Source organism: Streptomyces sp. NPDC096311 (assembly GCF_044763085.1).
In the GTDB taxonomy this organism is placed as follows: domain Bacteria; phylum Actinomycetota; class Actinomycetes; order Streptomycetales; family Streptomycetaceae; genus Streptomyces.
In genome coordinates this window covers 114,812-141,097 of the sequence record NZ_JBIWFN010000012.1, presented here as the reverse complement: position 1 = coordinate 141,097, position 26,286 = coordinate 114,812, and the positions used below count along the sequence as shown (strand labels likewise).

General features: G+C 66.0%; 23 protein-coding genes, 2 tRNA genes and 1 pseudogene. 6 read left to right on the top strand and 20 right to left on the bottom strand.

Features of this window, described 5'->3' with window-relative positions:
* Nucleotides 1-7: 7 nt before the first annotated feature.
* On the bottom strand, nucleotides 8-538 hold the full coding sequence (locus tag ACIRA5_RS29235; protein WP_403695421.1) for a MarR family winged helix-turn-helix transcriptional regulator: 531 nt from the start codon (nucleotides 536-538) through the stop codon (nucleotides 8-10).
* Nucleotides 539-595: 57 nt separating this feature from the next.
* Here ACIRA5_RS29235 and ACIRA5_RS29230 point away from each other — a divergent pair, with 57 nt between their 5' ends.
* Nucleotides 596-1,417 carry an alpha/beta fold hydrolase gene (locus ACIRA5_RS29230; protein WP_403695419.1) on the top strand — a complete coding sequence of 274 codons (822 nt, stop codon included), beginning with the start codon at nucleotides 596-598 and terminating at the stop codon, nucleotides 1,415-1,417.
* Here ACIRA5_RS29230 and ACIRA5_RS29225 read toward each other — a convergent pair.
* The 5 genes and pseudogenes from ACIRA5_RS29225 to ACIRA5_RS29205 all read right to left on the bottom strand — a co-directional run bounded on the left by ACIRA5_RS29225 (nucleotide 1,398) and on the right by ACIRA5_RS29205 (nucleotide 6,468).
* On the bottom strand, nucleotides 1,398-1,562 hold the full coding sequence (locus tag ACIRA5_RS29225) for a hypothetical protein (protein ID WP_403695416.1): 165 nt from the start codon (nucleotides 1,560-1,562) through the stop codon (nucleotides 1,398-1,400). The two genes, ACIRA5_RS29230 and ACIRA5_RS29225, sit on opposite strands and share 20 nt — an antisense overlap.
* Nucleotides 1,563-1,600: 38 nt before the next feature.
* Nucleotides 1,601-1,708 (bottom strand): annotated as a pseudogene (locus ACIRA5_RS29220) (succinyl-diaminopimelate desuccinylase); the annotation flags it as partial.
* A 186-nt stretch (nucleotides 1,709-1,894) separates the two neighbouring features.
* The gene (locus ACIRA5_RS29215; protein WP_403695415.1) at nucleotides 1,895-2,539 is read right to left on the bottom strand and encodes an IclR family transcriptional regulator; all 645 of its coding nucleotides are present in this window, start codon (nucleotides 2,537-2,539) and stop codon (nucleotides 1,895-1,897) included.
* A 430-nt stretch (nucleotides 2,540-2,969) separates the two neighbouring features.
* Nucleotides 2,970-4,769 carry a DEAD/DEAH box helicase gene (locus ACIRA5_RS29210; RefSeq protein ID WP_403695413.1) on the bottom strand — a complete coding sequence of 600 codons (1,800 nt, stop codon included), beginning with the start codon at nucleotides 4,767-4,769 and terminating at the stop codon, nucleotides 2,970-2,972.
* Between the two features lie 256 nt (nucleotides 4,770-5,025).
* A complete protein-coding gene (locus tag ACIRA5_RS29205; RefSeq protein WP_403695412.1) occupies nucleotides 5,026-6,468 on the bottom strand; it encodes an MFS transporter in 1,443 nt (480 codons plus the stop codon).
* Between the two features lie 218 nt (nucleotides 6,469-6,686).
* Between ACIRA5_RS29205 and ACIRA5_RS29200 the strand changes: the two genes are divergently transcribed.
* The 3 genes from ACIRA5_RS29200 to ACIRA5_RS29190 all read left to right on the top strand — a co-directional run bounded on the left by ACIRA5_RS29200 (nucleotide 6,687) and on the right by ACIRA5_RS29190 (nucleotide 8,100).
* Nucleotides 6,687-6,784, top strand: a tRNA-OTHER gene (locus tag ACIRA5_RS29200).
* A 9-nt stretch (nucleotides 6,785-6,793) separates the two neighbouring features.
* Nucleotides 6,794-6,868, top strand: a tRNA-Cys gene (locus tag ACIRA5_RS29195).
* A 266-nt stretch (nucleotides 6,869-7,134) separates the two neighbouring features.
* Nucleotides 7,135-8,100: a tyrosine-type recombinase/integrase gene (locus ACIRA5_RS29190; protein WP_403695409.1), complete on the top strand. Its 966-nt coding sequence runs from the start codon at nucleotides 7,135-7,137 to the stop codon at nucleotides 8,098-8,100.
* Nucleotides 8,101-8,533: 433 nt separating this feature from the next.
* Here ACIRA5_RS29190 and ACIRA5_RS29185 read toward each other — a convergent pair whose 3' ends face one another.
* Nucleotides 8,534-8,764: a hypothetical protein gene (locus tag ACIRA5_RS29185; protein ID WP_403695405.1), complete on the bottom strand. Its 231-nt coding sequence runs from the start codon at nucleotides 8,762-8,764 to the stop codon at nucleotides 8,534-8,536.
* On the bottom strand, nucleotides 8,761-9,075 hold the full coding sequence (locus tag ACIRA5_RS29180) for a DUF6415 family natural product biosynthesis protein (RefSeq protein ID WP_403695403.1): 315 nt from the start codon (nucleotides 9,073-9,075) through the stop codon (nucleotides 8,761-8,763). The genes ACIRA5_RS29185 and ACIRA5_RS29180 overlap by 4 nt, the downstream gene beginning before the upstream one ends.
* 154 nt (nucleotides 9,076-9,229) lie before the next feature.
* Between ACIRA5_RS29180 and ACIRA5_RS29175 the strand changes: the two genes are divergently transcribed.
* Both ACIRA5_RS29175 and ACIRA5_RS29170 read left to right on the top strand, forming a co-directional pair.
* Entirely contained in the window at nucleotides 9,230-10,021 is a 792-nt protein-coding gene (locus ACIRA5_RS29175) for an XRE family transcriptional regulator (protein ID WP_403695400.1), read from the top strand.
* A 115-nt stretch (nucleotides 10,022-10,136) separates the two neighbouring features.
* Nucleotides 10,137-10,724: a hypothetical protein gene (locus ACIRA5_RS29170; RefSeq protein WP_403695398.1), complete on the top strand. Its 588-nt coding sequence runs from the start codon at nucleotides 10,137-10,139 to the stop codon at nucleotides 10,722-10,724.
* A gap of 577 nt (nucleotides 10,725-11,301) precedes the next feature.
* Here the strand turns inward: ACIRA5_RS29170 and ACIRA5_RS29165 are convergent.
* From ACIRA5_RS29165 to ACIRA5_RS29110, 12 genes are all read right to left on the bottom strand, one after another.
* The gene (locus ACIRA5_RS29165; RefSeq protein ID WP_403695396.1) at nucleotides 11,302-11,832 is read right to left on the bottom strand and encodes a hypothetical protein; all 531 of its coding nucleotides are present in this window, start codon (nucleotides 11,830-11,832) and stop codon (nucleotides 11,302-11,304) included.
* A 460-nt stretch (nucleotides 11,833-12,292) separates the two neighbouring features.
* The gene (locus tag ACIRA5_RS29160) at nucleotides 12,293-12,946 is read right to left on the bottom strand and encodes a helix-turn-helix transcriptional regulator (RefSeq protein WP_403695394.1); all 654 of its coding nucleotides are present in this window, start codon (nucleotides 12,944-12,946) and stop codon (nucleotides 12,293-12,295) included.
* Between the two features lie 155 nt (nucleotides 12,947-13,101).
* Complete coding sequence (locus ACIRA5_RS29155; protein WP_403695392.1) at nucleotides 13,102-13,401, bottom strand: hypothetical protein; 300 nt, start codon at nucleotides 13,399-13,401, stop codon at nucleotides 13,102-13,104.
* Between the two features lie 658 nt (nucleotides 13,402-14,059).
* Nucleotides 14,060-14,506 carry a hypothetical protein gene (locus ACIRA5_RS29150; RefSeq protein WP_403695389.1) on the bottom strand — a complete coding sequence of 149 codons (447 nt, stop codon included), beginning with the start codon at nucleotides 14,504-14,506 and terminating at the stop codon, nucleotides 14,060-14,062.
* A gap of 1,122 nt (nucleotides 14,507-15,628) precedes the next feature.
* Nucleotides 15,629-16,234 carry a recombinase family protein gene (locus ACIRA5_RS29145; protein ID WP_403695387.1) on the bottom strand — a complete coding sequence of 202 codons (606 nt, stop codon included), beginning with the start codon at nucleotides 16,232-16,234 and terminating at the stop codon, nucleotides 15,629-15,631.
* A 643-nt stretch (nucleotides 16,235-16,877) separates the two neighbouring features.
* The gene (locus ACIRA5_RS29140) at nucleotides 16,878-17,423 is read right to left on the bottom strand and encodes a hypothetical protein (protein ID WP_403695384.1); all 546 of its coding nucleotides are present in this window, start codon (nucleotides 17,421-17,423) and stop codon (nucleotides 16,878-16,880) included.
* Nucleotides 17,424-17,956: 533 nt separating this feature from the next.
* The gene (locus ACIRA5_RS29135; RefSeq protein WP_403695381.1) at nucleotides 17,957-19,135 is read right to left on the bottom strand and encodes an SUKH-4 family immunity protein; all 1,179 of its coding nucleotides are present in this window, start codon (nucleotides 19,133-19,135) and stop codon (nucleotides 17,957-17,959) included.
* A 190-nt stretch (nucleotides 19,136-19,325) separates the two neighbouring features.
* Nucleotides 19,326-19,490, bottom strand: a complete 165-nt coding sequence (locus ACIRA5_RS29130; RefSeq protein WP_164331724.1) for a hypothetical protein — start codon at nucleotides 19,488-19,490, stop codon at nucleotides 19,326-19,328.
* On the bottom strand, nucleotides 19,487-21,793 hold the full coding sequence (locus ACIRA5_RS29125) for a xanthine dehydrogenase family protein molybdopterin-binding subunit (RefSeq protein ID WP_403695378.1): 2,307 nt from the start codon (nucleotides 21,791-21,793) through the stop codon (nucleotides 19,487-19,489). The genes ACIRA5_RS29130 and ACIRA5_RS29125 overlap by 4 nt, the downstream gene beginning before the upstream one ends.
* Nucleotides 21,790-23,439: a 2Fe-2S iron-sulfur cluster-binding protein gene (locus ACIRA5_RS29120; RefSeq protein WP_403695375.1), complete on the bottom strand. Its 1,650-nt coding sequence runs from the start codon at nucleotides 23,437-23,439 to the stop codon at nucleotides 21,790-21,792. The genes ACIRA5_RS29125 and ACIRA5_RS29120 overlap by 4 nt, the downstream gene beginning before the upstream one ends.
* The gene (locus ACIRA5_RS29115; RefSeq protein ID WP_352049009.1) at nucleotides 23,436-24,329 is read right to left on the bottom strand and encodes an FAD binding domain-containing protein; all 894 of its coding nucleotides are present in this window, start codon (nucleotides 24,327-24,329) and stop codon (nucleotides 23,436-23,438) included. Before ACIRA5_RS29115 ends, ACIRA5_RS29120 begins: the two co-directional genes overlap by 4 nt.
* A 280-nt stretch (nucleotides 24,330-24,609) precedes the next feature.
* Nucleotides 24,610-26,286 (bottom strand): beta-N-acetylhexosaminidase, encoded by a 1,677-nt coding sequence (locus ACIRA5_RS29110; protein ID WP_403695371.1) that lies wholly within the window; start codon nucleotides 26,284-26,286, stop codon nucleotides 24,610-24,612.

Sequence of the window (26,286 nt, the reverse complement as noted above, 5' to 3'; positions counted from 1 at the left end):
CCGGCCGTCAGGTGATGTCCACGTCCTCGAAGACCTCCAGCATGCGCGTCAGCACCCGTACACACCTCTCCACGTCCGCGTCGGTGAGGTCCCCGCCCACCCGCTTCAGCAGCGCGCTCTCACGGGTGATCACCGCGTCGATGACCGTACGGCCGTCGTCGGTCAGCCGGATCAGCGAGGACCGCTGGTGCGCGGGGTTGGCGATGGCCTCGACCAGACCGTGGGCCGCCGCCTCGTTGACCATCCGCTGCACGAACTGACGGCTGAGCGCCTGAGCTCGCCCCATCTGGGGGACCGTCAGGGGCCCCTGCGCGCGCAGGAGGTCCAGGACGGCGCGCACGCCGATGGACAGGCCTTCGATCGGCTCGTTCAGCTCCACCTTGCGGCTCACGCGCCGGTACAGGGGCCCCAGCACGGCGAACACCTCGTAGAGGCGGGGGGCGAGGTCGTCGGGCGGGAGCGGCTTGGAGTCGTCGGGCTTGCCATCGAGCCTGACGGTGTCGGACTTGCTGGTGTCGGGCTTGCTGGTGTGGGTCACGGAGACAGGATGACACCTTGGTTGCCAAGTCAGCCCCAACATGACACCTTGGTTGTCATGACTGATGCCGCTCAGGTGTTCATGTTCGAGTCCGCCGACGGTCCGCTCGCCTACCGCGACGTCGGCACCGGTCCCCCGCTGGTGCTGCTGCACGGCGGCTTCACCGACCACCGCATGTGGGACGACCTGGTGCCGCTCCTCGCGGTCGGCCACCGGGTGATCGCGCCCGACGCCCGCGGCCACGGCCGGTCCGCCAACGCGACGAAGCCCTTCCGCCCCGCCGACGACCTCGCCGCCCTCCTGCGCCACCTCGGTACGGGCCCCGCGGTCCTCGTCGGGATGTCGATGGGCGGGGCCACCGCGGTCGACACCACGCTGGAACACCCGGAGCTCGTCCGCGCGCTCGTCGTCAGCGGCGCCGGGATCACCGACCCCGAGGACACCGACTCCTGGACCCTGGACATCTGGAAACGCTGGGGCAGCACCCTGGCCGCCGGCGACATCGACGGCTGGGTCGACATCTTCGCCTCGGCCGTGGCCGGCCCGCATCGCACGCTCGACGAGGTCGACCCGGAGGTCGTACGGCGGGTACGGGAAATGGCGCGGGGGACCATTTCCAAGCACACGCCCGACGAACCCGACCGCTCCGTCCCGGTGACCGACATCCCGGCGCGCGCCAGGACCATCGCGGTCCCCGTCCTGGCCATCAACGGCGCCCTGGACGCGGCCGGTCCGATCGCGTTGGCCGACCGCCTCGTCGACACCGTCGCCGAAGGCCGCACCGCCACCGTCGAGGGCGCCGCCCACTACGCCAACATGGAACAGCCGTACGTCTTCACCAAGTTCCTGCTGGAGTGGCTCAGCGGCCTGCCCGCCTGAGCCACCCCGCCAGCCGCTCCTCGCCCGCCCGCAGCTGCGCCACGGGGACGTACTCCCCCGCCGTGTGGGCGAGGACCGGATCGCCGGGGCCGTAGTTGAGGGCGGGCGTGCCGAGGGCGGCGAAACGGGAGTTGACGGTGATCACGCACGCGTCGGGGACGACGTCGCTCGCGACCCGGGCGCGTGGAAGACGTAGGTGAGGTCGCGGGTGGGCTCGGGAACCGTCGCCGCCAGCCGGAGTGCGACGGCGACTCCGCCCTTCATGTCGCAGGCGCCGAGCCCGTACAGGAGGTCGCCCCGCAGGAAGGGGTGACGGGAAACAAGGGTTGTCAGCGCAACGCAGTACGGGGCGTCAACTCAGCACCGCGCGGGCCCGGGGTCTCAGCACAGTGCGGGCCCGGAGTCTCAGCGCAGTGCGGGCCCGGAATCTCAGCACCGCGCGGGCCCGGAATCTCAGCACCGCGCGGGCCCGGAGTCTCAGCGCAGTGCGTCCGCGACCTCTCGCGCCGCGTCCATGACCCTCGGCCCCACCCGTTCCGGCACGGAGTCCGCGAGCATGACGACACCGACGCTGCCCTCGACCCCGGTCACCCCTATCAGGGGAGCGGCGGCCCCGCTCGCGCCCGCCTCCAACTCCCCGTGCGTGAGCGTGTATCCCGGCGCGTCCGCCTGCCCGGGCTGGCGGGCGGCGAGGATCGCGCGGCCCGCGGCGCCCCGGTCCAGGGGATGGCGGAACCCGGCGCGGTAGGCGACGTGATAGTCCGTCCACGTCGGCTCCACGACGGCGACGGCGAGCGCCTCGGTGCCGTCCACGAGCGTGAGATGGGCCGTGGCCCCTATGTCCTCGGCCAGCGCGCGCAGCGCCGGCAGCGCGGCCTCCCGTACCAGCGGATGCACCTGGCGCCCCAGCCTCAGCACCCCCAGCCCGACCCGGGCGCGGCCGCCCAGATCCCTGCGTACGAGCGCGTGTTGTTCCAGCGTGGCGAGCAGGCGGTACACAACCGTCCGGTTGACGCCCAGTTTGTTCGAGAGCTCGGTGACGGTCAGCCCGTGGTCCGTGTCGGCGAGCAGCTTGAGGACACGCAGTCCCCGGTCGAGCGTCTGAGAGGTCTCCGCGGTCACGACGCCCACTCCTTAGTGGTGAGGTCGGCGGCCCCTCGCGGCGGTTGCGTCTCCGAGTCCCGTCGGCGACGCGCTTCAGAGGCCGCCGTCGGCTGACGACCCGGGCTCTTCCCGGGCGGAGTCGCTACACGGCTGCGCTCCGCGGCGGCGCTGCCACGGGGCGTGTGCGTAGCGGGACAGTAGCGAGCCGGTTCGCTCAGCGGAAGTCTCCGTCCAGAATCCGGTCATGGCCTGGTACGGACTCTTCCCCTTTACGGAGCCTTTGTCCTCGTACGTACAGCGCACACCACGTGTCGCACACGCCCCTCACACACGGCGCACACGCCCCCGAAGGGGCGCGGGGAACTGCGCGATCAGCCCCCGCCGGCCGGCGGCAGAAGCACACCCCAGCGCCCCGGAACCGAGAGCGGCCCAGGCACAGCGCCCAGCGTCACCGCATACGGGTGGCCCACTCCTGCACCTTGGCGATCCGCTGCCGCAGTTGCCCCGCCGTCGCCTCCGCGCTCGGCGGCCCCCCGCACACGCGGCGCAGTTCGGTGTGGATCACGCCGTGCGGTTTGCCGCTCTGGTGGACGTAGGCGCCGACCATGGTGTTGAGCTGCTTGCGCAGCTCCAGCATCTCCTTGTGCGAGACCACGGGCCGCCGCTCGGCGGGCAGTTCGAGGAGGTCGGCCTCCTCGTCGGGCTTCTTGCGGCTGTGCGCGATCTGCCGCGCCTGCCGCTTCTGGAGCAACAGCTGTACCTGGTCGGGTTCGAGCAGCCCCGGAATCCCGAGGTAGTCCTGCTCCTCCTCGCTCCCCGGGTGGGCCTGCATCCCGAACTCGGCGCCGTCGTACAGCACTCGGTCGAAGACGGCCTCGGACTCCAGCGCCTCGAAGGAGAACTGCTCCTGCTCGCCGGTGTCCTCGTCCTGCTCCCGGTTCGCCTCGTCCATCTCCTGCTCGGACTCGGCGTACGGGTCCTCCTCGCCCTCCTTCTTGGGCTTGTCGAGGACGTGGTCGCGCTCGACCTCCATCTCGCCCGCGAAGCCGAGGAGATCGGGGACGGTCGGGAGGAAGACGGAGGCGGTCTCGCCGCGCCGCCGGGACCGTACGAAACGGCCGACGGCCTGCGCGAAGAAGAGGGGCGTGGAGATGGTGGTGGCGTACACACCGACGGCGAGCCGCGGCACGTCGACGCCCTCGGACACCATGCGGACGGCGACCATCCACCGGTCCTCGCTGTGGCTGAACTCGTCGATCCTGCTGGACGCGCCGGTGTCGTCGGACAGGACGAGGGTCGCCTTCGTCCCGGTGATCTCACGGATGAGCTTGGCGTACGCGCGCGCGGAGTCCTGGTCGGAGGCGATGACGAGCGCGCCCGCGTCCGGGATGCCCTTCCTGACCTCGGTCAGCCGCTGGTCGGCGGCGCGCAGCACACTGGGCATCCACTCGCCGCGCGGGTCGAGCGCGGTGCGCCAGGCCTGCGAGATGGCGTCCTTGGTCATCGGCTCGCCGAGCCGGGCCGCGATCTCGTCCCCCGCCTTCGTGCGCCACCGCATGTTGCCGCTGTAGGAGAGGAAGATGACGGGCCGCACGACCCCGTCCCCCAGCGCGGACCCGTACCCGTAGGTGTAGTCGGCTGAGGACCGGCGAATCCCGTCGTTTCCCTCTTCATACGTCACAAAAGGGATGGGATTGGTGTCGGACCGGAAGGGCGTACCGGTGAGCGCGAGCCGCCGCGTGGCGGGCTCGAACGCTTCGAGGCAGGCCTCGCCCCAGGACTTCGAGTCACCGGCGTGGTGGATCTCATCGAGGATGACGAGGGTCTTGCGCTGCTCGACCCGATTGCGGTGGAGCATGGGCCGCACGCCCACACCCGCGTACGTCACGGCGATGCCCTGGTACTCCTTGCTGAGCGGACCGGCGCTGTACTCGGGATCCAGCTTGATCCCTATCCGCGCGGCGGCCTCCGCCCACTGCTTCTTCAGGTGCTCGGTCGGCGCGACCACGGTCACCTGCTGCACGACGTGGTGGTGCAGCAGCCAGGACGCGAGCGTCAGCGCGAACGTCGTCTTGCCGGCGCCGGGGGTGGCGACGGCCAGGAAGTCGCGGGGCTGCTCCTGGATGTACTTCTCCAGCGCCCCCTGCTGCCAGGCACGCAGCTTGCTGGCGGTACCCCAGGGGGCGCGGCCGGGGAAGGCGGGTGAGAGGTGGTGCGAGGTGGATGCGCTGGCGGCGGTGGTAGTCACGGTCTCCGTGGTTTGGTCGAGCGGCTCGGCTACGTATGACAACCGGGCCACCCTACCGGCGCCCCGGAGCTGTCAACGCGCGGACGACGCCGGGTCACCCATGGATGGGACCCACCTCACAAACCCCGCAACCGCCCAGCGATCAGCCCGATGCCGTGCTCCACACCGGCCGCCACGTCGATGACCAGGTAGTACGCGGCCGGCCGGTCCACGGGGACCGCACTCGCCCGAACCGGAGCGCCGCTCTCTCTCCGGATCACCGCTCTCGCAGTCGCGTCGTCACCCAGGCCCCCACCAACGCCACCCCGGCCATCGGCAGGAACACGGCGGCGAACGCGGTGGGGTGGGAACCGTCGGCCGCCGAGGTGGCCGTCTCCGCGACCTTGCCGCCGCCCAGCGCCGCGAACGCCGCGCCGCCCGCCGCGAGGAGCACGATGTTGGAGAGGCCGTCGGAGATCTGGAGCGCGGCGGAGTTGGAGCCGACCTCCGCCGACGTCGAGAGGCGCAGCAGCAGCACACTGGTCGAGGCGATCACCAGCCCCATCCCGAAGCAGCCGAACCCCCAGGCGACGGCGACGGTCCACACGGGCACAGCGGGGTTCAGCACGCTGGGCACGGCGGCGACGGCAGCCGCGAGCAGCACCATCCCGAGGAACATCAGCCGGTCCCGGTAGGGCTCCGTGCGGGGCCGCGACTGCACATACGACCCCAGCGCCCAGGTCCCGCCGGCCGCCGCGAGAGAGAACCCGGCGAGCGTCGGCGACAGCCCGCGCTGGGTGACCAGCATGAGGGGCACGAAGGACTCGGCGGCGATGAAGGAACCGGCCGCCAACCCGCGCAGCAGCACCACGGACGGCAGCCCGCGCGCCGCCCGGTAGGTGCCGCGCGGCAGCAGCCCGAGAACGGCAGGGACGAGCAGCGCGGCGCCCGCGAGGCCGGGGACGAGGGAGAACAGGTCCAGGTCCTGGGCGGCGTACTGAAGGAGTCCGGAGCCGAGCGAGATCCCGAGCGCGAGCCGGATGCGCCGCCGCTCGAAGGGCTCGCGACCGGCGGTCCCCGCGTCCGCCGACCGCCCGGACGACAGCCGTCGTATCCGCGGCAGCGCGAGCGCCAGCGGAAACACGACCAGCACCGGTATCCCGGTGAACACCCAGCGCCAGCCCAGGTGCTCGGTGACCGTGCCCGCGATCAACGGTCCGACCACGGACGGAATCACCCAGCTCGCCGCGAACGCCGCCATGATCGCCGGGCGCAGCCGCTCCGGGTAGGCCCGCACCACGACGACGTACAACGCCACGACGACCAGCCCGCCGCCGAGCCCCTGCACCGCCCGCCCGAGAAGGAACAGCCACATGGTCCCGGCCGTCCCGGACAGCAGCAGTCCCACCGCGAAGCCCGTGATCCCCGTGGTCAGCGGCGCGAGCGGCCCGTCGCGGTCCGCCCACTGTCCGGCGAACACCATCCCGAACAGACTCGTCGTGAAATACGCCGAGAACGCGAACGCGTACAACGACACCCCGTCGAGCTCCCGCGCCGCGACGGGCATCGCCGTCCCGACGGCCGTCGCCTCGAAAGCGATCAGCAGCTCCACGAACACGATCCCGATGCTGAGCGCCCGGTAGGGACGGCTCAGCACACCCCCCTCCCCCTTGCCCTCGGGCGGGGAGGTCGCGGCATCACGTGCTTCCAGCGCTGTCATGGCCGCCAGCGTAAGGGCCGCAACTGACAGTGACTCCTGTCCAAAGACCGTGATCGCCTGGGTCTTTGGTCGTACGCCACAGGTCCGGGAACCGGCATTCATGAACGGCGTATGGCAGTCCCGTTGCAGCGCTCCCGCACCTCTTGAGCCCGCCCTCCGCCCCGCCTACGTTCAACCCATCAGGTTCGGAACGAGTGAGCCGTGCCGCACCTGAGAACGGCCGTGTGCCCGAGTGGTTCAGGGACTCGCCTGCGCTGCATCCATCAGCGGGCTCCGCCCGCGGGGAGTTACGCGGGTTCGATCCCCACCACGGCCGTTCCTGCTTGGCCGTGTGCCCGAGTGGTTCAGGGACTCGCCTGCAAAGCGAGTTACGTGGGTTCGATTCCCGCCACGGCCTCCAATACAGTCTCTGACCTGCATGTTCGTAGGTCAGACACAGCTCTCACAGCAAGGGACTCCCGTCCAAGACGGGGCTAGGTCAGTTGCTTGGTCCACTACCGACTGACCTAGCTCCACAGAGCGCCACACGGCGCAAAGGGAGCCCAAGTGTCAGCACGTACACCTCTCCGGAGCGCGCTCAGGAAGCCTCAGAGCAGCGATACGAGCGCAGCGAGTACACCTCTCAGGGTCGTAGACGGACGCTCAGCCACAGATGCGCGTACGGCCATGCTGGAAGAACTCGACCTTCACCTGAGCACGATCACCAACAGGTACGGCCGTCCGTTCCAGCGCAAGACCATCAACGCGTACAAGTTCGCTGGTGTGGCTCTGCACAACTGGATGACCGAGAGCGATATGGAAGGCGACTTCACCGCGTGTGATGTGGCCACACTGAACCGCTTCTTTCGCTGGTACTACCAGGTGCATGACGTGCCCAAGTCCCAGGACGGAAAGGGCGGTTACACGGGAGGGACCAACACCCTTCAAAGGAACCTGCGCCCTCTGTTCATCTATCTGGCAGAGGAGTACGACCACGCCAATCCCTACGACTCCCCCAAGCTCCACCGGTACACAGCTCCCCCGATCGGTAAGCCCAAGACGCTCTCTGAGGAGTTCGTGACCGACGTACTCAAGGTCACGGGGAACGGCTCTCCCAAAGTCCGCGACTTCCAGACGGTGAGGGATCACGCAATCATCCGTGTTCTCACAGAGGGACTACGGGCGGAAGAGCTGTTGAACCTGCGGGTAGAAGACTTGGATCTCTCACAGAGAACCATGCTGGTGATCCCGCTCAAGATGGACAGGAACAGCGTTGACGGCCGTGTGATCCCTCTCCAGCCCAAGACAGCAAAGGCTCTGGCTCGGTATCTCCGAGTGCGCTCCACTCACGCCATGGCGGACTCAACTCCGTTCCTCTGGCTCGGTACGCGGAACCGTGGACCACTCCAGTACAGGGGTCTGTACGTCATGGTGAAGAAGCGGGCAAAGGATGCGGGTTACGACCCTGCACAGGTAGCCCCTCACTCGTTCTGCCACACATGGGCCGATGACCTCAAAGCGGCAGGAGTATCGGGAGAGCACATCATGGCTATCCGGGGTTGGAAGTCCCCTGCCATGCTCCGGAGGTACGGCGCAGACATGGCCAGTACAAGGGCTGTGAACGCCGTACAGGGCTTGGGAGATAGGTACTGACCCAAGACACACGAGAGCCCCGGTCTCCCTTGGTTGGGTTGCCGGGGCTTTCTACTGCCTACAGGGACTTGGGCTTACTGCGCTCCCAGTACCTTGACGTCGCAGGTCCATCCCTCTGTATCTCCGGGTATGCGCCCCTCAGCAGTGAAGGTGACGGACTTTCCCGGTTGGACAGCGGGACTGGTCATTCTGAACCCGTCCGCCTGTCTGCCCGATTTGTCGAACCAATAGAGCTGGATCATGTAGGCCGTGGGGTCCGGGAAGTTGTTCGTTGCCCGGAGTTCCATGGTCTCTCCCTGGCCAGTCTCGCAGCGCGAGACCTTGACCGGCTCATCTGATTGAGCGCTCTTATCTCCTATGCTCCCGCATCCCGCTATCAGAGCGGCAGTCAGCAGAGCCATTCCTACTCGGCCCAGACGCGTCCTCATGGCTCTCAGGATTCCTTACGCCATGCGGCATCAGGTGACGTCAGCTTGGCCACCAGGACACGCGCCAGAATGCGAATGGGAGCCTCATCCGGCTTCACCAGGTGCGCGTGTTCCCGGTGTGCCCATACCGTCCATCCGGGGCCGGACATGCCCAGTTCGTGAGCGACGGCTACCGCGTCCTCTGGCTCCGTGATCAGGCCGTCGCAGTACCGGCAGACGTGAAGGGTCTGGGTCACGACTGGCACCCGAGATTCACGTAGTGATCAGACAGGGCTCTGACGGACCGTGCCAGCCTCTGAGCGTGTGCTACGCCTGCCGGAAGAGTGTGGTTGGAGGGTTCCAGGCGCAGCCTCATACGGGCCTCTCCTACGCACGCCAGAGCGCACGCGCGCGGTACGTCGTCCTCGGGGAGCTTTCCGGCAGCAGTCTCGATCTCGGGGATGCTCACCATGATCTGTCCCCGCAGTAGAAGAGTCAGGGTCTCCAGCTCTTCCAGTGACGGAAGTTCAGCGTCGTCTGAGAGCAGACGCGCGGCTGTCTCGCGCATCGTCGGAACGTCAATGGGCGCGCAGTGACTGGTCATGGCTCACGGTTACCGGGCCATTACAGCTACCCGCGACGACTGACACGGCGTCAGAGGGGCGTCTACCAGGGCGTCAAACCGGTGTCATTGTCGGCGTCAGAGGTCTACCGTGATGACCATGACGACAGCCAAGACAGCGGTGAAGCCAGTACCGAACGCCAAGCTCAGGGCGGTCCGTATGGGACTGCTCATGAGCCAGGATGATCTAGCCCGAGCCATCCGCGAGGCAGGGACAGCAGCAGGAGAGCCCAACGACGCCTCCAAGAGGCTCGTACAGCGCTGGGAGGCAGGGACGACGGGTGCGCCCCGACCGGTCTACGCAAGGGCTCTGGAGAGGGTTACAGGGCTTCCTATCGACTCCCTGGGGTTTGTCCCAGTGGCTCTGGCGAGCGTTCAGAGCGACGGACAGGGAGGCCACGACCTAGAGCCGTCGTCGGCAACGGCTCCCACGTCCACACCAACCGCTCAGACGGCCACCAGGACGCCGAACGGGAACTACTCGGGTATCTGGCTCAGCCGGTATGAGTTCTTCTCCTCTGGGCGTGACGAGACGTTCACGGGGCTTCACTACGTCGTCTTGCTCCAGCACGGGAACAAGCTCACGGTGCGCTCTCTGCCGGATGCCTCCCTGAATCCGAACTCCCCTCTCACTATGGATCTCACCCTTGACGGGAATGTGGTCACGGGGACATGGGTGGAGGAGACGGCATCCGAGGGGTACTACGCCGGGGCTCGGTATCACGGTGCCATTCAGATGCTCATTGAGCCGACCGGTAGGCGCATGGTCGGTAAGTGGCTCGGGTTCGGCAAGGAGTTCGACGTGAACACGGGTCCCTGGATCTTGGAGTTCAAGGACGCGTCCACCAACAAGGCAGCACTGGAGAAGTGGAACGTGAGGCCGGAAGCCTGAAGAGTGATCAAGAGAGCCCCCGGACGCTGTACCGGTCTGGGGGTTCTCTCATGTCCAAGCGCTGAGGTTCCTCAAGTCAGGGTCCAACGGGCTTGCTGCTGGGCATCCTTGGCCCATGTCGCTATCAGTCATCGCGATCATCATCGCGTCCGTCAGTGCGGTGTTCACCGGGTCCAACATGGTCATCTCTGCGTTGACCTACCGTCGCGTAAGGCCACGAGTCGAAGTCGACTCCAGGTGGGGACTGCTAGGAGACTTTGAACGCCCCAGGAAGGGCAAGAACACTTTCGGTTTCCGTCTGCACGTCAAGAATGTCAGCCCCACAGCCGCCAAGGTGGAGAGCGTTCACGTGGTGGGTTGGATGCCGCTGCGTTATCCACTCAAGAAGATGTTTCGCAAACCTTGGCCAAAGAGGCGCGTTCCGGTCCGCCAAGAGATCAAAATCCCCCGCATTGCGGGTGCACGCTCCCTCAAGGCGCCGAACATGGAACTTCCAGCCTTTGGCGGATTGAGTTGGGAGATCCCGTATGACTTCGAAACCATCTCGCCTCCCCCTGGTTGGGGCTCCGTGACGGTTGTAGTGCGGCTGACTAACGGTGAAGAGGTGCACGGAAAGCGGATCTCTCGCAGCGCACTGGACGACCAGATCAACAGGATCAACGGCTACTACCCGGAACTCGGGCTGTCATCTCCATCTGTGTGACAGGGCGCCATTTCTCCGCTAAGCGGAATCACTCCGTCTCGTTTGTCAGTGCCTCATGGGACAGTCGTAGCTCAAGTAACCGACGTCCCATGAGGAGGAAGCATCAAAAATCCAGAACGCAAGAGAGCAGACAAGCTGAAAGCGGGGGATCACCTGAAACTGTGGAACGGTAAGACTGCTGAAGTGCTCTCGATTGAACCAGCGATCAATCAGGTAGGCAGAAAGGCACTGATCCTCACCCTGTACAAGGCGGGAAAGATGGCGGTGAAGACAGGGAGGATTCTGAACATGCACTACCCACAGTAGTAACTATCTGGGAGTGTTCCCGATTCCTGGAAACTCGGAATTTTCCTGCCATAACTCGGACCCCCCTTAGAGGAGTAACTACTACTAAGGTGGATTACCCCGGAACTACCCACAGTACCAACTCCACACGTCTGGGATTACCCAGAAAACTAGGAGTCGTTGTCGGAATTTCTATTTAATTCAAATGCAGTATCCGATACTGAATAGGGAAATAGGGAATTCCATACCCCAGGCCGGCTCTGAGATGCAGAATTCCCTATTCTCTATTCGGTTATGCTCTACTGGCTACCCTATCTCCGATTACCTTTTCTGCCGTCCAGATGATTTTGTCTTTCTGGTCAGAATTTCCTGCGACGCCAATTATCAGTTCCAGGAGTACGGCCATAACCGCCGTAACGTCTTTCCAGGTTTCGCATACCTCGGACATAAGAAATTTGGAACCGGCTACATCCTTACGCATAAGGGCAATCAGGATTCCGGCTAGTGCTTCGTCTTGCTCCTCAGTTAGTTGATGCTTTTCGAAGGGACAAGGGAAGTCCCGGAGCGCCGGAGACTCCAGATCCTTCACTATCTCGTCAAAGCTCTCTGCGGCCGTCTGAGGGCTTGTGCGCCCATGGCTGGCCTCCTCGGCCGTAGGAGTGGCTACGGGGCGGTTAGAGGCGTTCCTAGCCTGGTTGTACGCCCTGACACATTCCTTGCAGTAGGACTGCAATCCATCCTTGGCCGCACGGTTCTTACTGAAGTTGTCCCGAGTCTTGGACTCCTGGCACTTGCTACATGTCTTCACTGTTCTTCTAGCCATAACTTTCCTTTCCCTCTCTCCTCTGTTCTAGCGAAGCGCTCTGTGTAGCCGCAGGTGCGGCGTGGTGGTTTCTAGGCAGATACCTGACAGATCGTCAGAAACGTCTACTTGAACCTACATCTCTTCTTTCCTTTGTTACTCATAAGTAACTTGCGTTACCTCTGTTCAAGTAAGGAATTACCTCTGTTGAACGCTGTTCCATCTCTTCCCAGCGGGAACTTCTGCTTAGTGCCGCAGGCACAGTCTTTCCCCCGTAGCTGCGGAGCAGCGTAGGGGTAGAGCCGTAGGCTCCGGCTAGAACCTGTGTCCGCTGTTTCCCCGTTGTTTGTTTATGTATTTATTGTTTGTTTAGTTGGTCAATCTGACTACAGGTTTCCGCCAAACCTATGGTCAATCTGACCACAAGACCTATGGTCAATCTGACCACAGGTTTAGAGCATGTGGTCAGGATGACCGGTAGTTATACGGTTACGCCGTTCTCCTCCTGCCACGTGTCGAAGTAAAGCTGTGCCGTATCTGGACGATCCGGGAAGACCTCTTGGAAGGCTTCTAGCGTTCCGATCCTGCATGCTCGGTCTAGCGGGTCTTCCTTGTGCTGAGAAGACTTCTGCGCCGCAGACTGTCTCTGCTCGGGAATCTGTCCTAGCGCAGTGTCCTGGGCCGTCTGTGGCTTCCCCAAGACCTTTGCGCGGTATTGGGCAGTCAGGTGCTCGGCAAACTCCGCTGGCACAAACAGGGTGTACGTGTTGGTTGGGTACTTCTGGTTCCTGCCAGTCTTGACTTTCTCCCAGGTGAGTAGCCCCCGTTCCTTCAGACTGTTGCATGTTCTCTGCACTGTGCTTTTGGAAGCTCCGATGTGCTCTGCAATGTGCTCCAGGGAGCAGTAGACCTCACGATTCTTTCCAGCACGCATATTCAGGAAGTCCCATACGGAACGCTCATTAGGGTTGAAAACTCCAGGTGTGTAGAGCCAATCTGGTCTGGGTCCATACGTCTTTGACTCCCACTTCACATCTGGAGAGCTAAGCGGGAATGGCTTATCTGTCATCTCTGGTATTCTTTCTCTAGGTACTTCCATATCGATATTTTGTCTCGGTCTTGTTCTCTGGGCCACGGCTATTCCTTTCGCTAGTTGCTGATATCCTTTGAGTAGATGGTTTCGTGCCTGGAACTGGCTACATTCATTGCATTTGTCTTTCTGCTTCCTTCCTTTCCGACTTAGACCCTCTTTCTGATTCGCTCCGTTTCAGAGAGAGGGTTTATTTCGTTCTAGGCGAACTCTATTGGCATGCGCAGGGTGTAGTGATTCGTTGCATAGCTTCCATCACCCTTGATCTTCTCCACTGTGACAAGCGCCTTTGCCTTCAACTGGGCAATGGTTCTCTTGACCGTGCTTACCGATACTCCTGTGTGTAGGGCGATATCGTCATTGGTGCGGGATACGGGCCCCTCATAACCTCCCATGGCGGATAGGTAGATATAGAGAGCCCGCTCATTCACAGTCAAACCGTTTCCTGGTTCCCATACCCAAGTCGGGTAGTAGCCGGATATCCCTTGCTCATTAGACATACGTGTGTCCTTTCCTCGTTTCCTGGGATCGTTAGCTTCTCTAACTATTATAGCTCAAATAGAGCTGACGTTAGTTAGGCTCCCGCGCAACACAAAGAACCCCAGGACCGGAATCCTGGGGCTGTGTGCTGCGGTAGAGACAGGATTATGACTCAGCACTAATCACAAGTCAACGGTCCCCATTCCTGCCCGAAACGAAATGGGACATACCCAATTCTTTAGGACAATTAAACTAGGACATAGCCAATTCTTCCGGACAACCGCCTAGCCCATTCGGCCAAGAACTCAGTTACGGCCAAGAATGGCGTATCCTTTTCTTGTAGATACCGTGTATTCCGTAAGGCTATTCGGTGCACTTACAGAAACGCCCCCTCTCCTGGCCGTAGGATTGGGGGGCATTTCTCTTTTAGTTAGTCAATTCTTATCGGTCTTGCACTTCTCTGGCTAAAGAGAACTCCCCTTGGTTCTTCAATATGGAATGTCCGAGCCGGCTCGGGGTACAAATCTGCATTCATCAATTCATCCAATGCGTCCTCATAAGAGGACTCGGGGAATCCCCGGTAAAAGACCTCTCGCGTATGTATTGAGTCTGCTTCGTGTCCGTCTTCAAATATTGTGTAGAGGGCGATAGCAGGGAAGCTGAGGTTTTCCAGGTCTGTCATTGTCCTCCCCACTCGTTTAGCTTTTCCATAGACCAAAGGGCGGTCACTTTCTGGCCCATAAACCCTTCCGTGCCATACCCGCTGATTCCGCTAGTCGTAACCTTCTCCATTACTGCTCCTGACTCCTTCAAGACGTCTAGGGTCGTCTGAAAATCCGAATCCGTTGCGCCCTGTAGATTCTGCTTAAACAGGTCTTTCACTTCGCTGGTCAGTGCAGGACGGCTCTGGTCGTTGTACTGGCGGATAAGAGCGAGGACCGCTGGTCCGGCCTGCGCCATTACAGCCGCTGTCTGTCGCTGCTTGTGGTCCTCAATCATTCTGCGCTGCTCCTCTGCCACGGCTTCGGCCTTTCTATTGGCTCTCTGAGCCATGGCCTGAGGGTCTGAGTAGCGCGCAAACCAGTTCTCATTGGCTCCGAAGCTGAATGCGTTCATGTCTGTCATGCTGTCTCCTGTGTCTCTGTTTCGATTAGTTCATAGCGGTGTGGCCGTACGCTGCGATCCACGCGCAGCAATCCCCGCCCTTCCAGGTTTCTTACCGCTTCTCTGAGCGGTACGCGGTCTACGCCGAGTGCCAGAACCTCACTTAGCTCTGTCTGCGTGAATCTCGTCTTTTCGTCTTGGCATAGATTCAGGTACGTCCAGAGCCAATCTGCTCTGGCCTTTACTCGCCTGGCTTTCCAAGGAGTCATGCTCTCCCCTTCCCAGGGGGTTAGTTCAACTTCCGTTTCTTCCATATCTCTTCTTCTTTCCGGGTATTACAGAACGTAGACCCTTCTCGTCATGGAGCATCCATCCGGCTTTGATCAGTTGTTCTATGTAGCGCTCCCTGTGGCTGAGAGCGAAGTTCAGCAGTAGCTTTTGAGCGGAATACCTTAGATTCCACGATAGATCTTCGTTGTGCCAGATCCATACCGCTGTCTCTCCTGGCTCAAAGTCTCCACGCCAGATAGGGAGGTCTTGCAGTCTCTTACGTCTGCTCATTGGCTTAGTCTTTCGCTATTTTTCCTTATGCCCCTGGTGATACTCCTTGTGTATTCCGAATGGTATTCCTTGCCTTTCATATTCATTATGGCAGGTATTCATTCAATGTCGGATTGAGTCCAAATAGAAAAAGGCCCCGACTGTCACGTAATGTGACCGCCGAGGCCGTTAATTAATTCGATTGCAACGCTCAGTAGTTTTTCTGTATTGCACGGTATTTAATTGTGCTCGATATCACAATGGGTTTTCTAGACAGCCGGAATCGCTTCCGCTGTCGCTCGCAGGCCACGGCCATTGGCTCTGGCCTCTCCGGTGCCCTGAGCGAAGTTAGCCATACGGTGGCCGTTCGTTAGATGCTGTGCAAAATCATTTAGCTTGTCTTCTATCTGTCCCGCGCCCTCTGTGGCTGTTCCCGCTATCTCATCGATGGCTCCCATGTCTACGGGCATTCCTGGCTCGTACTCTCCCATGGTCAATCTCCTGTCTCTGTGTCGTCTGCCTGTCTCCCTCTATTGTCCCAAAGAAGAGAGCCCCTACCGGTTAGGCAGAGGCTCTAGAGGGTCTGTACGGCTCTGTGAGGGCTTACGAATCCTTCTGCTCCTCATGGGCAGTGAGAGCCTGCGAGATGGCCCCTACGGACGGGTTACGGGTCTCGCCGCTCTGAGTCTTGTACGTGAGGTGAGGCTGAATCTGCTTGATGGTGTAGCCCTGCGCCCTGAGAGCCGCAGCCTGAATGACCATGGCTTCCGACATGACTGCACGACGTCCACCTACCCGGCCACGCTTCTTCGCAGCCTCAAGGCCGTTCTTGGTCTTCTTCACAATGTCCCTGCGCCTGTCCTCTGCCAGAGCGAAAGCAAGGTCAAGGATCAGGGAGCGCTCTGTGTGGTCACCCTTGGCAATGCCGTCCAACACCCTTACGGCTACGCCCCGTTCAAACAGCTCAGTCAGCATGATCAGACCTTGCAGGAGGTTCCGGCCGAGTCGGTCAACCTCTTGGACGCACAACACGTCCCCCTCGCGCATGTAGTCGAGAGCAGCGAGCAGACCAGGGCGCTCCTCCACGTGCGTCTTACCGCTGATCTTCTCCTCAAAGACCTTGACGCACCCTGCGCCGTTCAGTGCGTCATGCTGCCGTGCCGTCTCCTGCTTGTCCGTGCTCACTCGGACCAGTCCCACCAGCGCCATGCCCTGTCTCCCTCTAGATCATCTTCATCAAACGTTGTTTCCACTACATAGATGATAGCAGATAGATGAACCGTTTGATGAAACAGCAGGATCGGGCTAACCGGACATACCTCACTCAGGCGTTCAGGATCAGCAGACGACCGTTTGATGAACGGCGAAGCGCGATACAAACCTAGGCACAAAGGCTGCGCTCCCACACCAGGGCGCAGCTTTCTGACGGATCGTTAGGTGACAGTACAAAGGTTGGCACAGACCCCCCCCCACCTTCACCGTTCGAAATTCCAGACCGCCCCGCCTGGTCTTCTTCGTGGCTGAGGCTTCAAGGGGGTTGGGCAGTAGCCGTGTGTGCCCCGTGTTGAGTCAGTCGCCTGCACTGGTCAGAACCGCTTGACCATGGGGACGAGCCTGGTCAGACTCGGTACGAGTCTCAGGCTGCGCTAGCAGACTGCAAAGCGAGTTACGCGGGTTCGATTCCCGCCACGGCCTCTGGTGCCTTGATCAGGAAAAACGAAAGGGGCGGCACCCATGAGGGGTGCCGCCCCTTTGCTCGTCCGTCTCAGTTTCCGTCTCCGTTTCCGTTTCCGTCGACAGCAATCCCCTGTCTGCGCGGTCCGGGCTCCGCTCACCAGAAGTCGTCGTCTGGTCAGGCGCCTTGCGATCGACTCAGGCCTGGAGGACGTGGAAGATCCACGTCCTCCAGATCCTGGGGCTGAACGAAACCGCCACCGTCAGCAACTCCCGTCCGCTGAGTCACATCACCCGTGTCGACCTCGCGGAGGGAGCCGTCTCGCGTGCGCTGCCAGTGCGTCCCCTCAGCATCGCGGAAGGCGATACTGACGCCGACGACGCGCTCCATGACCGGCGCGGCGTCGGGGGCCGCATCCACGTAGGCGCTGGCGATCACGGGTTCTTGCGTAGGTGGAAGGATGACGCGATTTTGCCAGCGAATCGGGCGGTCGCTGAAGTCGACCCAGACGAAGACTCCGACCTCGTAAACGGGTAGACGAGAGCTGTTCACTAAGTAGATGTCGGGAAAGAAGCTCTCACGCCTGAGAGCCACGCTGGTCGCCAAGCGGTCTGAGCGGTTGCTACCGAACGCGCGCCCAACCCAGACCGCCACGCTGGAGGCCTGATCCGCCTGCCGCTGACGTTCCTGCTCGCGATCCCGATCACGCTCGACTCGGATCATGTGAAGTGCGACGCGCGCTCCATAGACTGCGGCTCCCAGTGCTGCCCATGTGCCCACGGCGCCGGCCCACGCGGCGAGATCTGCACTCGACGGCATTAGCCCTCCTAAAAATGGCGGCACAAACGTACCGCCGATCCACCTCCATGAAGGAGTCGTAAATCTGGATGCGGCTTCCGGGGCGCGGCCGTTGCCGCGCCCCGGAAGCCGCTACTCCCAAATGAGACCGTCGACCTGCCGCGCCGCATCGGCCCGCACCGCGTCGACCATGCTCCGCCTCACCAGAGAGGACACCGTCTCAGGGCCGTCGGCGTCACCGCGGCATGAGCTACGCCGCCGTCAGATCGCACCACACGTACGTGCCACGACGGCCATGCCGGGACAGCGGCCGCCAGCCCCAGAGGTCGGCGCAGGCGCGGACGAGCGCCAGACCTCGGTCGGCCTCCGCTGGCAGAAGTCCACCCCGCACCCTCGCCCACCTGCTGGCAGGCATGCGCTCGGGCGCCCTCGGCACGCCCCGGGTGTGAAAAGCGCCGCTAGCCGTGGAGGGTGCCGCCCGCCTCGTCCTCGAATATCTCCGGCCAGTAGCGCCAGCCGTCGTCGCCCTCCAGCGTGGGGGTGGGGTCGCAGGCGACCGGGTCGACCGTGGCGAGGGTCTGGGCCATGGTCGCGGCCAGTTGTTCGTAGGAGTCGGTGAGGTCGTGGGTCGCGTCGAGGGCCCTCTCGCGGTGGAGCAGCCAGAGGGTGAAGGCGAGGGTGGAGATGTCGGCGTTGAGGGGGCGCAGGGTGATGTCCGGCTCGCTCCAGGCGAGGACCGCGCCCGTGGTGCCGTCCACCACGAGGCTGGTGTCCTCGATGAGGTAGCCGAGGCGTATCAGGCGGTCGGCCGTCGGCGGGAGTTCGTCGGCGGAGAAGTCGTCGGGGCGCTGGTCCGCGTAGTAGTCGGCGAGGGCCGGCAGGGGCACTTCCGTGTCCAGCTGGAAGAAGAGGCCGTCCTCGGGCAGGCCGGTCTCGCGCAGAAAGCGACGGGTCGGCTCGTGCACGAGCGCGGGCGGGAAGTCGACGTCCTCGAAGCGCATGATCGCGCCCGCGCCGAACTCCTCGTCCAGCAGCCGCTTGGGCAGGTCGAGGACGAGGCCCTCGCCGGGGCCCGCGATCCGGGCCAGGGGGCGGATCAGGGCGGCCATCCGCCAGTACGGCGCCACCTCGCCGCCCGCGCCCGCCGCGAAGACCGCGGCGAGGGACTCGGAGGCCTCCGTGACCGCCTTCGGGCCGAAGCGGCCCTCGTAGGAGGCGAACCGTCCGCGGGACGCCGTCAGTTCCTCCGTCGCCGCCGAGAAACGCACCAGGGCTTCCAGGGAGGGGGCCAGGGGCGCGAGGTCCATCAGAGCCGGGTCGGAGAAGAAGTACGTCGTGGCGACCTTCCCCGTCGCCCCGTCCAGGACGATCGACTCCAGGTCCCGGTCGAAGGTCCGCAGGGCTCCCACGACCAGCTGGTCCTGGAGCTCCGTGGCGAGTTTGTCGGCGTCACCAGCCAGGTCGGCGACCCTGCGCAGCCCGTGCTCCCGCAATGCGCCGAAGGCCAGCAGCGTGCCCTCGGCCGGCAGCCCGGGCCCCGTCAGCCACTGCCGAGTGTCCGTGTGCGTGATGGATGGATCCAGCTCGTCCTCGGTCAGCGTGATCGCGCCGACGACATCGGTGTCAGTCGTGCTCATGGCTCCCCCGCGCATGTGAACGCATATGTGCTTCCCGCGGGGAACTCGCCGCCGCCCAGCGGCAATTCCCCACTGACCGAGAACCATACGCCGCCCCACTGACAACGCCGGAAACCCGCAGGCACGCAGGACGTACGGCCCGGAAACACGCGGGTTCAAGCCATCGGGGGGCGCCTCGCCGCCGCCCGGCTCAGGTGAGGTACAGGCCGCCCAGGACGACCACGACGGCCGCCACGACGAACAGCAGTACCCACAGCGCCAGCTTCCCGACGCTCGGCGGGGGCTCGTAGCGCGGCTGCTCGGGGAGGTGGGTCGTCGGCTCGGGGTCGTGGGTCGTCGGCTCGGGGGTACTCATGACGTGGTCACCACGGCGGCTTGCGGACGGATCGGGAGGCGGTTGACGGGGCGGCCCGTCGCCGCCCGTACGGCGGACGCGACGGCCGCCGGGGACGTCACGACCGGCACCGCGCTGGCCGCCTTCGCGCCGAAGGGGGCGACGACGTCGCGCTCCTCGACGAGCTTGACGATGCGGATGTCGGGGGCGTCCAGGGACGTCGGGAGGGCGTAACCGGTGAGGTCGGGGTGGCGGACCAGACCGCGGGCGGTACGGAGGTTCTCCGTGAGGGCGGCACCGACGCCCTGGGTGACGCCCGCCTCGATACGGGCCGTGAGCTGGGCGGGGTTGAGGATCCGGCCGACGTCCTGGGCGAGCGCCAGCTCCACCACCCGTACCGAGCCGAGTTCGATGTCCACGTCCACCACCGCGCGGATCGCACAGAAGGCCAGGCCCACGAAGGCGTCGCCCTGGCCCGCCTCGTCCAGCGGCTCGGTCGGGTGCGGGCGGCACTGCGCGGTGGCCCACAGCTCCTTGCCGTCCATCGCCTCCGTGACGGTGGTCGAGAGCACACCGTCGTACGAGGTGATCTTGCCGTCGGTGATCTGGAGGAGCTCCGTGGACATGCCGAACTTGTGCGCCAGGGGCTGCAGGAGCTGCGTACGGACCATCTTCGCGGCGCGTTCGACCGCTCCGCCCGACACCCAGGTGTGGCGGCCCCGGCAGCTGGGGCCCGCGGGCGGCTGGTCGGTGTCGACCGGCGCCACGTGCACCTCGTCGATGCCGAGGGTCTCCTGGACGATCTGGCGGGCCAGGGTGGTGAAGCCCTGGCCGGTCTCGACGGCCGCGCACAGCACCGTGGCGACGCCGTCGTGGACCTTGACCGTGGCCGTGGAGACCTCGTCCGCGCCCTCGGCGCCGAGCATGTGGACCATGCCGAGGCCGTAGCCGACCCCGCGGCGCACGGCGCCGGGTTCGCCCGCGCCCTCGGGGCCGCCCGGGAGCAGCCACTCGTCCTCGGGGGTGTCCTTGGGGAGCGCGGGCAGGGGGTAGTCGCGTACGGCCTGGAGCAGTTCGGCGACCGGGGCCGGGCAGGTCACCGTCTGGCCCGTCGGAAGCACGTCCCCGGTGGCCATCGCGTTCTGCAGGCGCAGTTCGGCGGGGTCGAGGGCGAGCTTCTTGGCGAGCTTGTCCATCTGCGCCTCGTAGGCGGCGCAGACCTGCATGGCGCCCTCGCCGCGCACATGGCCGGAGGGCGGGTTGTTGGTGCGCACGGCCCAGCCCTCGATGAAGGCGTTCGGGACGACGTAGGGACCGCAGGCGAAGGAGACCGCGGCGGCCAGCGACTCGGCGGACGTGTCGGCGTAGGCGCCCGCGTCGAGCAGGATCTGCGCCTCGACCTTCACCAACCTGCCCTCGGTGTCCGCGTGGTGGCGGTAGCGCAGGAGGGTGGGGTGCCGGTGGGCGTGGCCGAGGAAGGACTCCTCGCGGGTCGCGGTGATCTTCACCGGGCAGCCGGTCCGCAGGGCCAGCAGGCCGAGCGGGAGCTGGAAGCCCTGGTCCTCGCGGTCGGCGGTGGCGCCGGGCACTCCGGTGACGACGACCTTCACCCGCTCGGGCTCCAGGCCGTAGCAGGCGGCGGCGGTGTCGCGGTCGGTGTGCGGGTCGGTGGAGGCGACGTAGAGCTCGACGCCGCCGTCCGGGCGGGGCACGGCGAGTCCGGCCTCGGCGCCGATCGGGGCCGGGTCCTGGCGGCCGATGCGGTACAGGCCCTCGACGACGATCTCGCCGACCGCGTCCGGGTCGCCGTGGCGCAGCGGGATGTGCCGGATCAGGTTGCCGTCGGGGTGCAGGGGCTCGGCCTCGAACGCCTGCTCAGGGTCGGTCACCGGGTCGAGTACCTCGTACTCGACGATGACGGCCGCGGCGGCCATCCGCGCGGTGTCCGGGTGATCGGCGGCGACGGCCGCGATGGGTTCGCCGTGGTGGCGTACGACCTCGGAGGCGAACACCGGGCGGTCCGCACGGCCGCGGCCGTGCAGGGCGGAGCCGGGCACGTCCTCGTGGGTGATGACCGCCCGCACGCCGGGCATCTCACGCGCGTGGCTGGTGTCGATGGACACGATGCGCGCGTGCGGGTGCGGCGAGCGCAGCACGGCCGCCCACAGCAGGCCCTCGGCCCACAGGTCGGCCGCGTACGGGAAGGTGCCCTCCGTCTTGGCGCGGGCCTCCGCGGCGGGCAGCGACACGCCGAGCCCGTGCGGCAGCGGCTCGGGGCCGGTGTCGGGTGCCGCGGGAGTCGCGGTCGCGGTCTCGTTGCTCACGCCTGGCCTCCGTCCTGGCCGTACGGCCGCTCATGCGGCGCCTGGGAGTCGTACGGGGAAGGGTCCTCGAACGCCGAGGGGTTGACGCCGCCCGCGCCGGGCCCCGCCTGGTGCGGGATGCGCGGCTCGTCCGCGTCCGGGGTGGCCTCGGCGGCGGCCGCGTTGTGCGCCTGGCGTTCGGCGACGACCTCGCGTACGGCGTCCAGGACCCCGCGGTAGCCGGAGCAGCGGCACAGGTTGCCGCACAGCGCCTGGCGGGTCTCGAGTTCGGTGGGGGCCGGGTTGCCCTCGAGGAGGTCGTGCACGGTCATGGCCATGCCCGGGACGCAGAAACCGCACTGCACCGCGCCGCACTTGGCCAGGGCGCGCTGCACGTCCGAGGGCTGTCCGTCGGCGGCGAGGCCTTCGACCGTACGCACCTCACTGCTCGCGGCGGTGACGGCGGGCACCAGGCAGGACGCCACGAGCCGCCCGTCCACCTGCACGTTGCAGGCTCCGCACTCGCCCTGCGAGCAGCCGTCCTTGGCGCCCGCGAGGCCGAGGCGCTCGCGCAGGACGTAGAGCAGCGACTCGCCGATCCAGGCGTCGGTCACGGGGCGGTCGGCGCCGTTGACGCGCAGGACGTAGGAGGCCAGGGGGTGTTCGTCGTGCGGGGGCGGCGCGGGGGTGTCCGGGGCGCTCGCCTCCGCGGCGGGGGCGTCCGGCGCCGGGGTCTCGGGGTACTCCGACGGGTGCTCGGAAAGATGCTCCGAAAGGTACTCCGAGGAGTCCTCCCGATCCGCTGCCGGAGCAGTCCGCACGGCCGGGTCGTGGTCCGGTCCTGCCCCGTCCGGGGTCCCGTACGCCTCGGCCGTCGCGTGCGTGGGTCCGGCGACCGGCTCAGGAGCCTCGTGAGCGGCCTGCGCGGCCGTCTGGGCGGCCTCGGCGGCCGATTCCGCATGCGTGTGCCGCGCGGGCTCCACGGGGCCCTCAGAGGCCTGCGGGGCCTCGGGGGTCACCGCGCGCGGTGCGGCGGACCACGGCTCGCCGATCTCCGAGGTCGCCCAGGGCGCTGCCGCACCGCCCGGGAGCGTGGCGGGCGGCGTGCCGCCCCACTGCTCGACCAGGGCCGACGTGGTGAACTCGCCCGATTCATCCGGAAGATCACCCCCGGCGACGGGAATCGACCACTGTCCGGTGACGTCGTGTCCGGGCGCGTCGGCCGGGTGGTGACCGGAGGAGGCGCCCTCCCGGGTGGCCTCGCCGAAGTCCCACTGCCCGGTGGCGCCGGGGTGGTACGAGAACCCGTCGTGCGCGGCCTGCTGATGCCCGGACTCGTGACGCCCGGATTCCTGGCGCCCGGTCTCGTGGCGTACGGCTTCCTGGTGCGCGGCGTTGGGGTCCGGCCACTGGACTGCCTCGGCCGGCGTGGCCCAGGTGCCCGTCGCCCCGGGGTCGGCCGCCGGGGGCGCCGTGGTGATCCGGGGGGGCACATAGCCGTGACCGGGCGCCGCGAGCGGCGTCTCACGTTCCGCCAAAAGGGCGTCGATTCCGCCCTCGGGGAGCTTGACGAAGGCGGTGGCGCCGTCGTCGTAGTCCCCCTGCGGGAGGGGGTCCCACCTGCCGCTGGTCCGCGGAGTGCCCTCTCCGTGCTGGTCGTCGGTCACGACAGTGCCCTCCCCAGTGCTCGTCGGGCCAGCGCGGCGACGGTGCGCCGCAGGTGCAGTACGGCGGGCGGAAGCTGTTGCACGGAGCCGTCCTCGGCCGGGACGGGATCGGGGATGCAGGCCGCGGCGACGTACTCCCCGAAGGCGTTCAGCGCCTCCGGCACGATCGTCCGGCTGTTGTCCCAGTCGATCAGCTGGGCGACCCACGCCTCCGCGTCCAGAGGCCGCAGCGGCATCGGCGCTATGGCGCCCACGGCGCACCGCACACCGCGCCGCGCCGGGTCCAGGACGAGCGCCACGGACGCGATGGCGCGCCCGGGTCCGGTGCGTCCGGTCGCCTTCAGGAAGACCTGCGGCGCGTGCAGCAGCGGCACACGCACGTAGCCGATGAGTTCGCCGCCGCGGAGCATCTCCATGCCCGCGAGCAGGTGCGACACCGGGATCTCACGGCGGGCCCCGCCCTGGCCCGCGATGATCAGCGTGGCTTCCAGGGCCGCCAGCACGGGCAGCGCGTCCCCCGTGGGGGCCGCCGAGGCGATGTTGCCGCCCAGGGTGCCCGCGTTGCGGATCTGCGGCGGTCCCGCGGCGCGCGCGGCGGCGGCGAGCGCCGGGATGAGGGCCGCGAAGTCGGGGCGCCCCATGCGGGCGTGGGTGAGGCCGGCGCCGAGCAGCGCGTGGCCGTCCTGGTACTGCCAGCCGCGGATCTCGCTGATCCGGCCGAGGCCGACGAGCGCGGCGGGCCGCAGCTGTCCGGAGTTGACGGCGGCCATGAGGTCGGTGCCGCCGGCCACGGGGACGGCGGCGGGCATGGCGGCCAGCGCCGCCACTGCCTCGTCCAGCGAGGCGGGCAGCGTCACGGCCTGCGCCGCCTGCGGTGCGTGCGTGGTCAAACCGGCTGCCCCTTCCCGCTGCCCCACCTGGTCCCACCTGTGTTGCGCGTACGGTACGTGCTGACAGGGCGGACGTGGCAACTCTGGCACATCTTCCCCGGCCCTCGACGCGGGGGTCCGCTAGGAGGCATTCGCCCCCTCACCAGCGAGATGGTCCGTTTTCCTACGGCATCGCCGGTCAGTACGAATTGCCACTCTTCGGTGGCCCTTGGGTGTCTTTTGCCTTGTGGGGCCACTGCGTCGGGGCGAACGGGCCGGGACACGCCGGTCGGGGGTCACCTCACACGTTTGGGGGCGCCCCCTCGATCGGACGTCCGAGCACACCCGGGCGCCGCTGCCACGGAAGGGGGCCCGTGGGCGGGCGGTAGGCCACGCCCAGGGCGTCAAGTCGCCCGTAGTGGGCGGCCATCCGGCGCTCGAAGTCGGCGAAGTCCCGCTCGGCGGGGGCGGGCAGGGCGCTCCAGGCGACCTCGGCGAAGGCCGCGAGCCGAGGGAAGGTCTGGTAGTCCACGCGCGCGGGGTCCTCCATCACCTCGGTCCACACGTTCGCCTGAGTGCCCAGCACATGCCGTGCCTCCGCCTCGGTGAGCTCGGGCGGAACGGGTTCGAAGCGGTAGACGTCCTCCAGGGTGCGGACATATCCGATCGGCACCGGCTCGTCCGGACCCGCGGCCTGACGGTGGTCCAAGTACACCTGCTGCTCGGGGCACATGACCACGTCGTGGCCGGCGCGGGCGGCCTTGATGCCGCCCTGGTAGCCGCGCCACGAGGACACCGCCGCCCCCTCGGCCAGCCCGCCCTCCAGGATCTCGTCCCAGCCGATCAGCCGACGCCCGCGCTCGGAGAGCCAGTTGTCGAAGTGCCGGACGAACCAGGACTGCAACTCGTCCTCGTCCGCGAGCCCCAGTTCCCTGATGCGCGCCTGCGCGGTCGGCGACTGCTTCCACTGGTCCTTGGCGCACTCGTCGCCGCCGATGTGCACAAACCCCGAGAAGCCCGAGAACCCCGAGAACGGCGAGAACCGCGCGATCGGGCCGGCGTCCGCCGGGAAGAGCTCCAGGAGTTCCTCGAACACCCCCTCGTAGAAGCGCAGGGTGTTGTCAGTGGGGGCGAGTACGTTTTTGGAGATGCCCCAGGTGTCCCAGACGGTCAGGGAGGTCGTGTCGATGACGTCGGTGTTGCCCAGTTCCGGATACGCGGCGATGGCGGCCTGCGAGTGCCCCGGGATGTCTATCTCGGGGACGACACTGATATGCCGCTCGGCCGCGTACGCGACGATCTCGCGGATGTCGTCCTGCGGGTAGAAGCCCCCGTGCGGCTTCTCCTCCCACCGGGGCGAGGCACGATGGCCGAATTTCGTGCGCGCCCGCCAGGATCCGACCTCCGTCAGCTTCGGATACCGCTTGATCTGGACACGCCAGCCTTGGTCGTCGGTGAGGTGGAAGTGGAAGACATTGAGTTTGTGGGCGGCCATGAGGTCGAGCAGACGCAGGACGCCGTCCTTGGGCATGAAGTGCCGGGAGACGTCGAGCATGAGACCGCGCCAGGCGAATCGAGGGGCGTCCTCGATGATCTGGTGCGCGATTCCGTACGTCCTGCCCGGCCGGACGGGGGCGCGGCGGAAGGCATCGGGGCCGAGGAGTTGACGCAGGGTCTGCGCACCCCAGAAGACCCCGGCCGCGCCGCCGCCCCGGATCTCGATGCCCCAGTTGACGACGACGCTGAGTTTGTACGCCTCCGGCTCCAGGGTGTCGTCGAGGAGCAGCCGTACGGCGTTGCGGGCGTCCTGCGGTCCTGGTCGCAGCGGCAGGCCGAGCGCGGCGCCGAGCGTGGCGCGCAGCCAGATCTCCGTGGCGTCCGTGCCGGGAGCGGCCCACAGGGTGGTCTCCGCGTCGAGTTCGACCCCGCGGCGCAGGGGGCCCTCGACGGCGCGGGGCGCCGGAATCACATGGTTCAC